At 70.2% G+C, this 13,560-nt stretch carries 11 protein-coding genes; 3 read left to right on the plus strand and 8 right to left on the minus strand.

Annotation, left to right across the window (positions count from 1 at the left end; all coding sequences use genetic code 11):
- Positions 1 to 28: 28 nt before the first annotated feature.
- The 5 genes from ACFW3L_RS18545 to ACFW3L_RS18565 form a co-directional block, all read right to left on the minus strand.
- Positions 29 to 1,024, minus strand: coding sequence for a GNAT family N-acetyltransferase (locus ACFW3L_RS18545; RefSeq protein ID WP_378742036.1), 996 nt, complete (start codon positions 1,022 to 1,024; stop codon positions 29 to 31).
- Between the two features lie 303 nt (positions 1,025 to 1,327).
- Positions 1,328 to 1,777, minus strand: a complete 450-nt coding sequence (locus tag ACFW3L_RS18550; RefSeq protein ID WP_378742038.1) for a DUF3060 domain-containing protein — start codon at positions 1,775 to 1,777, stop codon at positions 1,328 to 1,330.
- Positions 1,778 to 1,981: 204 nt separating this feature from the next.
- Positions 1,982 to 4,075 (minus strand): excinuclease ABC subunit UvrB, encoded by a 2,094-nt coding sequence (gene uvrB / locus ACFW3L_RS18555; RefSeq protein WP_378742040.1) that lies wholly within the window; start codon positions 4,073 to 4,075, stop codon positions 1,982 to 1,984.
- Positions 4,076 to 4,312: 237 nt separating this feature from the next.
- Positions 4,313 to 4,915, minus strand: a complete 603-nt coding sequence (gene coaE, locus ACFW3L_RS18560; RefSeq protein WP_378742042.1) for a dephospho-CoA kinase — start codon at positions 4,913 to 4,915, stop codon at positions 4,313 to 4,315.
- A 33-nt stretch (positions 4,916 to 4,948) separates the two neighbouring features.
- Positions 4,949 to 5,446: a GNAT family N-acetyltransferase gene (locus ACFW3L_RS18565; protein ID WP_378742045.1), complete on the minus strand. Its 498-nt coding sequence runs from the start codon at positions 5,444 to 5,446 to the stop codon at positions 4,949 to 4,951.
- A gap of 74 nt (positions 5,447 to 5,520) precedes the next feature.
- Here ACFW3L_RS18565 and ACFW3L_RS18570 point away from each other — a divergent pair, with 74 nt between their 5' ends.
- Positions 5,521 to 5,886, plus strand: a complete 366-nt coding sequence (locus ACFW3L_RS18570) for an iron chaperone (protein ID WP_378742047.1) — start codon at positions 5,521 to 5,523, stop codon at positions 5,884 to 5,886.
- An 83-nt stretch (positions 5,887 to 5,969) separates the two neighbouring features.
- Here the strand turns inward: ACFW3L_RS18570 and rpsA are convergent, their stop codons facing one another.
- From rpsA to polA, 3 genes are all read right to left on the minus strand, one after another.
- Positions 5,970 to 7,469: a 30S ribosomal protein S1 gene (gene rpsA, locus ACFW3L_RS18575; protein ID WP_378742049.1), complete on the minus strand. Its 1,500-nt coding sequence runs from the start codon at positions 7,467 to 7,469 to the stop codon at positions 5,970 to 5,972.
- Positions 7,470 to 7,906: 437 nt separating this feature from the next.
- Positions 7,907 to 8,350: an alternative ribosome rescue aminoacyl-tRNA hydrolase ArfB gene (arfB, locus tag ACFW3L_RS18580; protein ID WP_378742052.1), complete on the minus strand. Its 444-nt coding sequence runs from the start codon at positions 8,348 to 8,350 to the stop codon at positions 7,907 to 7,909.
- 30 nt (positions 8,351 to 8,380) lie between these two features.
- A complete protein-coding gene (gene polA / locus ACFW3L_RS18585; RefSeq protein ID WP_378742054.1) occupies positions 8,381 to 11,140 on the minus strand; it encodes a DNA polymerase I in 2,760 nt (919 codons plus the stop codon).
- A 117-nt stretch (positions 11,141 to 11,257) separates the two neighbouring features.
- Here polA and ACFW3L_RS18590 point away from each other — a divergent pair, with 117 nt between their 5' ends.
- Together ACFW3L_RS18590 and ACFW3L_RS18595 are read left to right on the plus strand one after the other, a co-directional pair.
- Positions 11,258 to 11,683 carry a PaaI family thioesterase gene (locus tag ACFW3L_RS18590; RefSeq protein WP_378742057.1) on the plus strand — a complete coding sequence of 142 codons (426 nt, stop codon included), beginning with the start codon at positions 11,258 to 11,260 and terminating at the stop codon, positions 11,681 to 11,683.
- Positions 11,684 to 12,118: 435 nt separating this feature from the next.
- Complete coding sequence (locus ACFW3L_RS18595; RefSeq protein WP_378742059.1) at positions 12,119 to 13,369, plus strand: ABC transporter substrate-binding protein; 1,251 nt, start codon at positions 12,119 to 12,121, stop codon at positions 13,367 to 13,369.
- The last annotated feature ends 191 nt before the right edge of the window (positions 13,370 to 13,560 follow it).

The raw sequence follows: 13,560 nt of genomic DNA on the forward strand, positions 1-13,560 counted from the left end.
CCGCGATCGCCCTGGGCGCGCACCGAGGTCAGCGCAGGGCGAGGGCGGGACGGACCTCCCAGGTCGTCCACACCGGGCGGTAGCCCATCCGGTGCCAGAACGGCCCGGAGAGCGGGTTCATGGCGGCGTAGTTGAGCACCGACACCCCCACACCGTGGCTGTCCAGAGCCTGGTGCGCCTGGCTCACCAGGGCGGTGCCGATCCCGCGACCGCGTTCGGCGTCCGCGACCACCCCGTAGCCGATGTGCGCGATCGGGCGCGCCCGCACCAGGGACTTCGCCCAGCGGGAGCGTTCGGGCGGCGACACCCACAGCAGTCCCACGGCCCGGCCCCGGCGCTCGGCCAACCAGATCCACGAACGCGAACGGTTGAGCGCCCGCGCCGCGACCTTGCGGGTCTGCTCGGCGGTGTCGGGCTGGAGGAACACCCCGCCGAAGTGCTGCTCGTAGCGGTGCTCCTCCATCAACAGGCCCACCACCTGGGTCAGGTCGCTGATGTCGGCCAGCCGGATGGCCACGTCGCGCGGGGGCAGCGACGGCGGTACGCCACGGCGGCGCTGGCGGGCGGCGAGCACGGTGTAGGGCTGGAGGCCGTGGCGCTGCAGCGGGATGATCCCCTCGACGTCGCGCGCGGGCCAGCTCACCAGGGCGGCCGACTCCGAGCCGGTGCCCGTGGGCAGGTCCTCGATCTGGTCGCGCCAGCTGGTGAGCAGGGAGTCCAGGGCGCGGGCGGGTTCGGGGCCGCCGACGATGGGGGTGAGCCAGTGCTGGTCGGGCACGCCCCAGATACGGCCCACCTCGCCCGGCTGGTACCAGGTGTAGTGCATGCTGCCCGCGGCGACGGTTCGCCCGTCCTCGTCGCTGACGGTCAGCAGGGGGTAGGAGTTGGCCGCGAACCCCACGGGTTCGGGCAGCAGGGGGTCCGACTCCGCCCAACGCTGGGCAGCGGAGTGCACCAGCGGATCGAGTCCGATGTCGCCGCCAGGCGACTCATCATGCCGCACCCGAGCGACATAACCACTCACCCGCCCCACCCCTCCATTCGTCAAGAGCGTGCCCCGACCGGACTGACGGGTGCGGTCGTGTCTCGGCACCCGCAGGGGGAACCGGACGGTCGTCCGAACCAACCGACGTGTCGGGACAGGATCGACCGTACCGCCTCGAAGCGGTCCGGGTGAACGGAAACCGGAGAACACGGGCCCTTCCGTCTCCCGGCGCCACCTCCGGCGCGGGCCTCGGGCACCCTGACACGGTGTGCGCGAACGGGCACCACGGTAACGGACGGGGGTTCGTACCCGGAGGGCGGGGAGGCCCTCCGCACGGGGGTCCTACTCGGCCTCGGGGGTGGCGGTGCCGCCCTCGCTCACGGTGGTGTTGCGCCCGTGGTTGATCACCTCGGGGTCCCCGGTGGCGAAGGAGACCTGGTTGTCCACACCCACGAGGACGATCTTCTCGGCCGTGCCCACCTCGACGACGGAGTTGCGCCCGGTGGCGCGGACCAGACCGCAGTCGCCGTCCAGTATCACGACCGCGTCGTCGGCCTTGACCACGACCTCGCGGTTGGCGCAGTCCTCGTGCACCTCGACGCCGTCGTCGACCACCACGATCACGTCGTCGTTGGAGACGCCGTCCACCGGCTCCTCCTCCGGCTCCTGCCCGAGGTCGGGGGTGGGCTCGATCTCCTCCGGGTCCCCACCACCCCGGTCGGACCCGCACCCGGCCACCAGGAGACCCGTCAGCACCATGGCACCCACAAGGCCCAGAACCCGACTGACCATGAACTCCCCCACACCCGAAAAAGGCAAAAGCGACATTCGACTTACGCAAAGCACAAGAATATGTCACGTGAAGGTAACTATGCGACCCAACCGTACTGGGATCGTGCCTGATTCGAGACGGGAACCGTGGTCACCGTGGGGATTCCGCACGCGGAATCCCCACGCCACAGGGCCTGACCGGCACCCTACCGGTACCCGCCGAGGTCACTTCAACCCGGCCGCGTCCATCCCCCGAAGCTCCCGCTTCAGCTCGCCGATCTCGTCCCGCAGCCGGGCCGCGAGCTCGAACTGGAGGTCGGTCGCCGCCTGGTGCATCTGCGTGCTCAGCTGGTCGATCAGCCCGGCCAGCTCCGCACGCGGCATGTTCGCCACGTCGGCGCGCTCACCCAGCGCGGGGACCGGCGCCCTGGCGGCCTGGGCGCCCTGGCGGTAACCGGTCGACATGAGCTCCTGGGTGTCCACGTCCTCGCGGTTCAGGGTGTCCAGGATGTCCGCGATCTGCTTGCGCAACGGCGTCGGGTCGATCCCGTGCTCCGCGTTGTACGCCAGCTGCTTGTCCCGGCGCCGCGTGGTCTCGTCGATCGCGGCCCGCATGGAGTCCGTGACGTTGTCCGCGTACATGTGCACCTGACCGTCCACGTTGCGCGCCGCGCGGCCGATCGTCTGGATCAGCGAGGTCTCCGAACGCAGGAAACCCTCCTTGTCCGCGTCCAGGATCGCCACCAGCGAGACCTCCGGCAGGTCCAGGCCCTCACGCAGCAGGTTGATACCGACCAGGACGTCGAACTCGCCCACCCGCAGCTCGCGCAGCAGCTCCACCCGGCGCAGCGTGTCCACCTCACTGTGCAGGTACCGCACCCGGATGCCCAGCTCCGCGAAGTAGTCCGTGAGGTCCTCGGCCATCTTCTTGGTCAGGGTGGTCACCAGGACCCGCTCGGAGCGCTCCGCGCGCTCCCGGATCTCGTGCACCAGGTCGTCGATCTGCCCGTCGGTCGGCTTGACCACCACCTGCGGGTCGACCAGCCCGGTCGGGCGGATGACCTGCTCGACCACGTCGCCACCGGACTGGCGCAGCTCGTACTTGCCGGGCGTCGCGGACAGGTAGACCGACTGCCCGATGCGCTTCGTGAACTCCTCCCACTTCAGCGGCCGGTTGTCCATGGCCGACGGCAGCCGGAAGCCGTGGTCGACCAGGGTGCGCTTGCGCGCCGCGTCGCCCTCGTACATGGCACCGATCTGCGGGACCGTCACGTGCGACTCGTCCAGGACCAGCAGGAAGTCCTCGGGGAAGTAGTCCAGCAGCGTGTTGGGGGCACTGCCCGGGTCACGGCCGTCGAAGTGCCGCGAGTAGTTCTCGATCCCCGAACAGGTGCCGAGCTGACGCATCATCTCCAGGTCGTGGGTGGTGCGCATCCGCAGCCGCTGCGCCTCCAGCAGCTTGCCCTGGCCCTCCAGCTCGGTCAGCCGCTCGCCCAGCTCCGCCTCGATCGTGCCGATCGCGCGTTCGGTGCGCTCCTCACCGGCCACGTAGTGGGAGGCCGGGAAGATGAACATCTCCTCGCTCTCGCCCAGCACCTCGCCGGTCAGGGGGTGCAGGGTGAGCAGCCGCTCGATCTCGTCACCGAACATCTCGATGCGGATCGCCAGTTCCTCGTAGACCGGGATGATCTCGATGGTGTCCCCGCGCACCCGGAACGTGCCGCGTGTGAACGCCACGTCGTTGCGCGTGTACTGCATCTCCACCAGGCGACGCAGCAGGTCGTCCCGGTCCACCTCCATGCCCACCGCGAGCTGGGCCATACGGTCCACGTACTCCTGCGGTGTGCCCAGACCGTAGATGCACGACACGGACGCCACCACGATCGTGTCCCGCCGGGTGAGCAGCGAGTTGGTCGCGGAGTGCCGCAGCCGCTCCACCTCGTCGTTGATCGAGGAGTCCTTCTCGATGTAGGTGTCACTCTGCGGAACGTAGGCCTCGGGCTGGTAGTAGTCGTAGTAGGAGACGAAGTACTCGACGGCGTTGTTCGGCAGCATCTGCCGCAGCTCGTTGGCGAACTGCGCCGCCAGGGTCTTGTTGGGCTGCATCACCAGCGTGGGCCGCTGGAGCTGTTCCACCGTCCACGCCACCGTGGCCGTCTTGCCCGTACCGGTCGCGCCCAGCAGCACCGTGTGCTGGTCGCCCTCCCGCACCCTCTTGGTGATCTGCTCGATCGCCCGGGGCTGGTCCCCCGCCGGGGTCATCTCCGAGACGACCTCGAAGGGTGCCTCGCTGCGCTTGATGTCACTGACCGGTCGCACTTGCCCTCTTCTCCCCTACGAACGTCGGGCCGCTCCCTCGCCCACGTGTCCCTTCCTCCAACGCTACAGACCGCCCACGACATCCCGGTGCCCCGGAAACCCCTCCCACGGGGCCCGGACCGGATCGTCGACGTCGGTGCGTACGCGTCCCACCACCCGCCGCCGCGAGGCGTCCCGTGGCCACCCAGGGCCACGGGGAGGGCACGGAAGCGGACGGGGCGGGCGGGACGCAGGGGCCTAGTCGGCGCGCTCCAGGAGTTCACGCCACAACTCCGCCACACGGGAGGCGAGCTCCTCGCGGCTCCCGGAGTTGTCCACCACCAGGTCGGCGGCGGCCAGGCGGGTCGACCGGTCGGCCTGGGCGGCGATCCGGGCCCGCACCTGCTCGGCGGGCATGTCCCGGTCACGCGAGACCCGCTCGACACGGAGGTCGTCGGGGGTGTCCACCACGACCACCACGTCGTAGAGGGACTCCAGCCCGTTCTCCACCAGGAGGGGCACGTCGTAGACCACCACCCTGGCGCCGGAGGCCTCGGCCTCCGCCATCAGCTGTCCGCTGCGCTCGGCCACCCGGGGGTGGACGATCGCGTTGAGGCTGGCCAGGCGGGCCTCGTCGGCGAAGACGATCGCGCCCAGCGCGGGCCGGTCCAGGCTTCCGTCGGCGGCGAGCACCCGGTCACCGAACTCGGAGACCACCTCGGCCAGCCCCGGTGTTCCGGGCGCGACCACCTCGCGGGCGATGGCGTCGGCGTCGATCACCACCGCACCGTAGGAGGACAGCGCGGACGAGACCGCGCTCTTGCCCGAACCGATACCGCCGGTGAGACCCACTTTCAGCATGGGCCACACCCTAGGGGGCCCGGTGGTGGGGCGTCACGCCGACCCCGCGACCACCCGGTCCAGTTCCTTGCGCATGTGCACCATCACCAGGTGCTCCGCGACCCGCTCGCGGTGGGTCTCCGCGTATCCGAGGGTCCGGTACAGGCGCTGGTTCCTCGGGCTCTGCGCCCCCGTGAAGAGGGTGAGCGCCGTCAGTTCGGGCCTGCGCTCGCGCAGGTCGTCCTCGACCCGGGTCAGCAGGGCCCCCGCGATCCCTCGTCGGCGCATGTCCGGGGCGACCACCAGGCGGCCCACCACCCCGGTGGTCTCGGTGACCCCGGCCCGGACCGCCCCGACCAGTCGGTGCCCGACCACGGCCTTGAGCACCACAGCGTCGGCGTCGGCGAGCAGCTTCTCGATCCGGGCCAGCCCCTCGGTGAGCGGCAGGATGAACGGGTCCCCGCAGGCCTGGGCCTCGTCCACGTAGGCGGCACGTTGCAGGGTGAAGATCTCACCGGCGTCGTCGGGGGTGGCCGGGTGGATGTCGAACACGTCGCCTCCTCAACTGGGTCCCCGCCCTCGGCGGGTACCAGGCAACCCTAGCCCCCGGTACGTAGCCTTGACCCATGGTGAGCAGCAACGCAGTCGATGTGGACGCCTATCTGGCGGAACTTCCCGAACCCGACCGGGCCGTGCTGAGCCGTCTCCGGGACCTGTGCCGCGACGAGCTCGCGGGGTTCGAGGAGGTGATGGCGTACGGGATGCCCGGCTATCGCAGGGACGGGGTCCTGGAGCTGGCCTTCGCCCGCCAGAAGCGGCACGTCTCCGTCTATCTGATGCGCGAGGACGTCACCGCCGCCCTCGCCGACCGGCTCGCGGACCAGGACATGGGCCGGGGGTGTCTGCGCTTCCGGAGCCCCGGGGCGGTCGACCTCGACCTCGTGCGCGACCTGCTGCGAGCGACCGCCGCGACCCGGGGTCCGGCCCGCTGACACGCGGAAGGGCCGCCCCCACCCGTGGGTGGGGACGGCCCTTCACTCAGGCGTCACTCGGGCCGGAGCCCGGCGGGAGACCCTCAGGCCTCGCCGCCCGCGAGCTTCTCGCGGAGGGCGGCCAGAGCCTCGTCGGAGGCCAGGGCGCCGCTGGTGGAGTCCGAGCTGGACGACGAACCGCCGGCGCTCTGCCCGCCACCGGTGTAGTCCTCCTCGTCCTCCTCCGGAGCAGGGGCGTTGGCGGCGTCGGCCTCGGCCGCGCGCGCCTCCTCGACCTGCTTGCGGTGAGCCTCGAAGCGGGCCTGCGCCTCGGCGTAGCTGCGCTCCCACTCGTCGCGCTGGGCCTCGAAGCCCTCGAGCCACTCGCCGCTGTCCGCGTCGAAGCCCTCGGGGTACTTGTAGTTGCCCTGCTCGTCGTAGTCGGCGGCCATGCCGTACAGGGTGGGGTCGAAGTCCACCTGGTCGGGCGAGACGCTCTCGTTGGCCTGCTTCAGCGAGAGGCTGATGCGACGGCGGTCGAGGTCGATGTCGATGATCTTGACGAAGATCTCGGTGCCGACCTGGACGACCTGCTCCGGCACCTCGACGTGGCGCTCGGCCAGCTCGGAGATGTGGACCAGGCCCTCGATGCCCTCCTCGACGCGCACGAACGCACCGAACGGGACGAGCTTGGTGACCTTGCCGGGAACGACCTGACCGATCTGGTGGGTCCGGGCGAACTGCTGCCACGGGTCTTCCTGGGTCGCCTTGAGCGACAGGGAGACGCGCTCGCGCTCCATGTCCACGTCGAGAACCTCGACGGTGACCTCCTGGCCGACCTCGACAACCTCGCTCGGGTGGTCGATGTGCTTCCAGGACAGCTCGGAGACGTGCACCAGGCCGTCGACGCCACCCAGGTCCACGAAGGCACCGAAGTTGACGATCGAGGAGACGACGCCCTTGCGGATCTGACCCTTCTGGAGGGTGTTGAGGAACGTCTGACGAACCTCGGACTGGGTCTGCTCCAGCCAGGCGCGACGGGACAGGACCACGTTGTTGCGGTTCTTGTCCAGCTCGATGATCTTCGCCTCGAGCTCGCGGCCGACGTAGGGCTGAAGGTCGCGGACGCGACGCATCTCGACCAGGGACGCCGGAAGGAAGCCGCGGAGGCCGATGTCGAGGATGAGACCACCCTTGACGACCTCGATGACGGTGCCGGTGACGACGCCGTCCTCTTCCTTGATCTTCTCGATCGTGCCCCAGGCCCGCTCGTACTGAGCGCGCTTCTTGGACAGGATCAGACGGCCTTCCTTGTCCTCCTTCTGGAGAACGAGGGCTTCGACCTGGTCGCCGACGGCAACGACCTCACCGGGGTCGACGTCGTGCTTGATCGACAGTTCCCGAGAGGGGATGACACCCTCGGTCTTGTAGCCGATGTCGAGCAAGACCTCGTCTCGATCGACCTTCACGATGGTGCCCTCGACGATGTCACCGTCGTTGAAGTACTTGATGGTCTCGTCGATCGCCGCGAGGAAGGCTTCCTCGGACCCGATGTCGTTGACCGCTACCTGGGGTGTCGAGGTGGCCTCGGTGCTGCTCGTCATTTGTGGGTGGACTCCGGATACGGACAGGAACAGGAAATGGGCACGCCGCAGGTTCGAGCCCGTCGATCCGCAGTCCAGAAGTAAGAAGCGAAGGTCACATGTACGGAACGAGCCGTCCGTGACCGCCAGCCGCCGGTCCAGAGTGGAGACCGAAGCGGTGCAACCCTCCTGCCCCCTACCGGAGACAGCGGACGCCCGCACGAACCCACAACGCTGACGCCAGAATATGAGACGAGAGCGCGCAGGTCAATCGGAATCCGGCGAGAGGGCACCGTACAAGGCTGTCGTGGCCGCAATTTACCCGAGCGGGGTGGGGAAGATCAACCAGGCCCCCGGCCATGTCTGCCAGGGGCTGACGCACCCCGCGAGCCGCTCCGGCGGGGCGGGGGCGGAACATCCGGAAAAAAGTCCGAATCGCGTGCTTCTCCGGACGTCCGTCAGTCCATCGGAGGCCGCGAACGCGACTTCTTCACGTCACCCCGCCGACGCTTGGCCTCCAGTCGGCGCCGCTTGGACGCCCGGCTCGGCCGCGTACCGCGCCGCTCCGGCGGCGGGGGCGCGATCGCCTCCGCGAGGATGGCCGCCAACCGCTCCCGCGCCTCGACCCGGTTGCGCACCTGGGAACGGTGCGTCTGCGCCGACACCGTCAGCACCCCGTCCACCAGACGCCCCGACAGCCGTTCCAGGGCGCGGGCCCGCCGCGTGGCTCCCAGCGCCCGGCACGAGGCCACGTCCAACGACAGCGACACCCGGGTGTCCGACGTGTTCACGTGCTGCCCGCCCGGCCCCGAGGACCGTGAGAACCGCCACGTCAACGCGTCGGCGGGAACGGTCACGGGCCCCACGGCCAGACCGGCCGTCGTCTCATCCTGCCCCGCCACCGTCCCCACCTCCGAGTTCAGCGCCGCGTCCTAGTGCGCGGCGTCGTGCCAGTTCTGCCCGCTGCCGACCGAGACGCCCAGCGGAACACGCAGAGCATAGGCGGAGCCCATCTCGTGCGTCACGAGGTTTTCGACCGCCTCGCGCTCTCCCGGGGCGACCTCCACCACGAGCTCGTCGTGCACCTGCAACAGCACCCGGGAACGGAACCCGCCCTCGGTGAGCGCCGCGTCCACCTGGAGCATCGCCACCTTGATGATGTCGGCGGCCGAACCCTGGATCGGCGCGTTCAACGCCATCCGCTCCGCCATCTCACGCCGCTGGCGGTTGTCGCTCGTCAGGTCCGGCAGGTAGCGGCGGCGCCCCAGGATCGTCTCCGTGTACCCCACCTTGCGGGCCTCGTCCACGACCCGGTTCAGGTAGTCGCGTACCCCGCCGAAGTTGGCGAAGTAGTCCTCCATGAGCCTCTTCGCCTCCTCCGGGGTGATACCCAGCTGCTGGGACAGGCCGTAGGCGCTCAGCCCGTACGCCAGCCCGTAGCTCATCGCCTTGATCTTGGACCGCGCCTCGCCGTCGACCTCCTCCACCTCGATGTCGAAGACCTGCGCCGCCATGTGAGCGTGGAAGTCGTACCCGCTGTTGAACGCGTCGATCAGCGCCTGCTCGCCCGACAGGTGTGCCATGATCCGCAGCTCGATCTGGCTGTAGTCCGCGGTGAGCAGCTCCTCGTAGCCCTCACCGACCACGAACGCGCGCCGGATCCGCCGGCCCACGTCCGTGCGCACCGGGATGTTCTGGAGGTTGGGCTCCGTGGAGCTCAGTCGCCCCGTCGCCGCCACCGTCTGGTTGAACGTGGTGTGGATGCGCCCGTCGTCGGAGACCGTCTTGATCAGGCCCTCGACCGTCGTGCGCAGCTTCGTCTGGTCCCGGTGGTGCAGCAGCACGCCCGGCAGCTCGTTCTCGGTCCGCTCCGCCAGCCACGCCAACGCGTCCGCGTCGGTCGTGTAGCCGGTCTTGATCTTCTTGGTCCGGGGCAGCTCCAGGTCCTCGAAGAGCACCTGCTGCAACTGCTTGGGGGAACCCAGGTTGAACTCCCGGCCCACGATCTCGTGCGCCCGCTCCACCGCGCCGCGCGCCGCCGACGCGAACTCCCCCTGGAGACCCTCCAGGTACTCGCGGTCCGCGGCGATCCCGGCGCGCTCCAACCGGGCCAGCACGTCCACCAGCGGCAGCTCCACCTCGGCCAGCAGGTGGGTGCCGCCCCGCTTGTCCAGCTCCGCGGCGAGCACGCCCGCGAGGTCCCGGGTGGCGGCGGCCCGCACGGCCAGCCCGTGCCCGCGCCCGCTGCCGCCCTCCTCCCCCAGGTCCAGGGTCATCTGGGCGCCGTCGGTGTCCTCCTCCAGCTCCCGGCCCAGGTACTTGCGGCACAGGTCCGCGAGGTCGAACCGGCGCTGCCCCGGCTGCGCCAGGTAGGCCGCCAGCGCGGTGTCGCTGATCACCCCGTTCAGGTCCCAGCCGTGCGCGCCCAGCGCCAGCAGGGCTCCCTTGTACTCGTGCACGGCCTTGGGCCGCTCGGCGTCGGCCAGGAAGCCCGCCAGCGCCTCGGTGTCCGCGGCGTCGAGCACGGTGGGGTCCACGAACAGCGCGGCCCCGCTCGGGACGGTGACGGCGAGCGCGTCCACCCGCCCGGTCCCCGCGCCCCAGGCGCCGTCGATCGCCAACCCCGCCGGGGCGTGCTCCGTGAGCGCCTCGGCGGAGGCGTGCTCGGCGATCCAGGCGGACACCCCGCCGGTGGCCGCCACCGTCACGTCCACGGTGAAGCCCTCGCCGGCCCCGCCCTCCTCGGCGGCCTCCGCGCCCTCGCCCGCGCGGATCACCGCGTACAGGCGCTCGCGGAGGTTGGAGGCGAACTCCAGGTTGTCGAAGAGCGCGTCGACCCCGGCCCGGTCGGCCTCGCCCATCCCCAGCTCGCGCACCCCGGTGTCCAGCTCCACGTCGGTGACCAGCTTGTTGAGCCGCTGGTTGCGCAGGACGTCGTCGAGGTGGTCGCGGAAGTTCTGCCCGGCCTTGCCCGGGACCTCGTCCGCGCGGGCCACCAGCTCCTCCAGGGAACCGAACTTGGTGATCCACTTGGCGGCGGTCTTGGGACCCACCCCCGGCACCCCGGGAAGGTTGTCGGCCTTCTCCCCCACCAGCGCCGCGAGGTCGCGGTACCGCTCCGGTGAGACCCCGTACTTGTCCTCCACCGCCTCGGGGTCCATCCGGCGCATGTCGGACAGGCTCTTGCCGGGGTACAGCACCGTGCAGTTCTCGGTCACCAACTGGAAGGCGTCCCGGTCACCGGAGGCGATCAGCACCTCCATGCCGGCCTCCCCGCCCTGGTGCGCGAGCGTGGCGATGACGTCGTCGGCCTCGAAGCCGGGCGCCGACAGGTTCGCGACACCGATCAGCCGCATCAGGTCCTGGGTCAGCGGAACCTGGGAGGGGAACTCCGGCGGCGTCTCCGACCGGCCGCCCTTGTAGCCGTCGTACTCCTCGTCCCTGAAGGTGGGGCCGGACAGGTCCCACGCCACCGCGACGTGCGTGGGCTCCTCGTCGCGCAGCAGCTTCACCAGCATGGAGGCGAAGCCGTACACCGCGTTGGTGGACTGCCCGGTACTGGTACCGAACTTCTCCACGGGGAGCGCGAAGAACGCGCGGAAGGCCATCGAGTGGCCGTCCAGGAGGAGCAGCCGGGCGCGCCCGCCGTCGGCCTGGGATGTCTGTTCAGGGGTCTCTCGCTTGGTCACCACAGAACGAATCCTAGGATGCGCTACGGACACCCCGCGGCCATCACCACGGGAACACCGCCCCGGACCGGTCGGTTCGACCGGTTACGGGGCCACCTGACCGGATCGGAAGGCAACACCATGACCACTGACGCCGAGGGAATGCGTGAGCTCCTGGACTCCGGGGCGCTCACCGACGGCCTGGTCGAGAGGATGGGCATCGAGGTCACGGAGGCCTCCGCCGAGCGCGTCGTGGGCCGGATGCCGGTCGAGGGCAACCGCCAGCCCTTCGGGCTGCTGCACGGGGGCGCCTCCTGCGTCCTCGCGGAGACCCTGGGGTCCATCGGGTCCACCGTCCACGCCCAGGGCTTCGGGCGGGTCGCCGTGGGCATCGAGATCAACGCGACCCACCACCGCTCCGCCCTGGAGGGGCACGTCACCGGGGTCGCCACCCCGGTCCACCTCGGTCGCACCCTCGCCACCTGGGACATCACCATCACCGATGACCAGGGACGCAAGGTCTGCACCTCCCGCCTCACCTGCATGCTGCGCGACGCTCCCCAGTAGGGCGAGACGGGACGGGGCGTCCCGGCGGCGCCCCGGCTTCCCCCTCCGGGCGCATCCTCCCCTTCCTGTCAGACACACCCCCTCCCCGTTAGGCACACCTCCGCCAGGAGTGAAGCCCGCCTAACACCTCAGCACCACGCCGAACGCTGGACGAACCGCCACCCCCACACCCCCACGCCACGACAACCGGCCACCCCAACCCCCACCACACCCGGCATCCGTCCAGTCACACCCCGCCACACGGCTACAGACTCATAACGAGCAGAAGGCGAGTGAGACGCAACCGGCGCTCGCAGCTTCCACCGGAACCCGATACCGGATTAAGCTCCGCTAACGCTCCTGATTAAGTCATGCCACACATAACGGGCAACAGGACGCAAAAGCGCTATCGGCACGGCTGCGCAGACCAGCCGGTTGAACGGAGTGACCACGAACATGGCAAGCAAGAAGTTCCTGAGCCTCACTGCCGCAACCGCGGCCCTCGTTCTTGGGCTCACCGCGTGTGGCAACGGAGACGGCGGCAGCGCGGACGGAGGTGACGGCTCCGGCGAGGAGTTCACCTTCGGCATCCTCTACCCGCAGACCGGCAGCCTCGCCTTCCTCGGCCCGCCCCAGATCACCGCCGCCAAGTACGCCATCGACGAGATCAACGCCGCCGGCGGCATCCTCGGCACCGACGTCCCCGCCATCGTCGAAGCCGACGAGGCCGGCGACGCCGCCCAGGCCAACCAGGCCGCCAACGACCTCGTCTCCGCGGACGTCAACGCCGTCATCGGCGCCGCCGCCTCCGCCATGACGCAGGCCAGCTACGACACCGTCACCGCCGCGAGCATCGTCCAGTGCTCCGGCTCCAACACCGCCCCCGACCTCAGCGAGATCGACGACAACGGGTACTTCTTCCGCACCGCGCCCAGCGACCTCCTCTCCGGCCCCGTCCTGGCCCGCCAGATGGTCGACGACGGCGCCTTCGACATCGCCATCGTCGCCCGTGCCGACGACTACGGCGACGGCTACCGCGGCGCCGTGGAGGACGAGCTCGAAGCCCTCGGCGCGAACGTGGTCGCCACCGAGAACTACGACCCCGACGCCACCAACTTCGACTCCGTCGTCAACGCCGTCTCCGGCGCCGAGCCCGACGCCGTCGCCCTGATCTCCTTCCAGGAGGGCGCCCAGGTCATCGCCGAACTCATCGAGTCCGGCATCGAGGGCGACCAGCTCTACATCACCGACGGCCTCAACGACCCCGAGCTCGGCACCACCGTGAACGCCGACGACCCCGACGTCGTCACCGGCGTCACCGGTGTCGCCCCCGGCGCGGACAACCCCGAGTTCAACGAGGGCCTGCGCGCCTTCGACCCCGAACTCGACGTCTTCCAGTTCGCCCCGCAGGTCTTCGACTGCGTCACCGCGATCGCCCTGGCCGCCGAGTCCGCCGGATCCGTCACCCCCGCCGACTACGTCGAGCACCTGCCCGAGATCAGCCGCCCCGACGGCACCGAGTGCGGAACCTTCGAGGAGTGCCGCGACCTCCTCAACGACGGTGAGGAGATCGACTTCCAGGGCACCAGCGGCAACATCGACTTCGACGACAACGGCGACCCCACCTCCGCCACCTTCGAGGTCTTCCACTTCGGTGACGAGGGCTACGAGACCCTCGGCTTCGAGGAGTACTCCGTCAACGAGTGACGACGGATGACCGCGTCTCCCACCACGGACCACCACGTCCCTGAGTGAGAGGCCCCTCTCCACACACCGAGCGAACCGTCCGGGGGTGGGGGGGGGGCGCGCCCCCCCCCCCCCCCCCCCCGGGCCCCCCCCCCCGCCCCCCCCCCCCCCCCCCCCCCCCCCCCCAAACACACCCACCCCCCCACCAAACG

The sequence above is a fragment of the Nocardiopsis sp. NPDC058789 genome (genome assembly GCF_042745575.1).
Lineage (GTDB): Bacteria > Actinomycetota > Actinomycetes > Streptosporangiales > Streptosporangiaceae > Nocardiopsis > Nocardiopsis eucommiae.

Bases quoted from the DNA above. Each gene is read 5' to 3' on its own strand.
- ACFW3L_RS18550 (WP_378742038.1), bottom strand. From the start codon at position 1,777: ATGGTCAGTCGGGTTCTGGGCCTTGTGGGTGCCATGGTGCTGACGGGT.
- rpsA (WP_378742049.1), bottom strand. From the start codon at position 7,469: ATGACGAGCAGCACCGAGGCCACCTCGACACCCCAGGTAGCGGTCAAC.
- coaE (WP_378742042.1), bottom strand. From the start codon at position 4,915: ATGCTGAAAGTGGGTCTCACCGGCGGTATCGGTTCGGGCAAGAGCGCG.
- ACFW3L_RS18595 (WP_378742059.1), top strand. From the start codon at position 12,119: ATGGCAAGCAAGAAGTTCCTGAGCCTCACTGCCGCAACCGCGGCCCTC.
- ACFW3L_RS18590 (WP_378742057.1), top strand. From the start codon at position 11,258: ATGACCACTGACGCCGAGGGAATGCGTGAGCTCCTGGACTCCGGGGCG.
- ACFW3L_RS18570 (WP_378742047.1), top strand. From the start codon at position 5,521: ATGGTGAGCAGCAACGCAGTCGATGTGGACGCCTATCTGGCGGAACTT.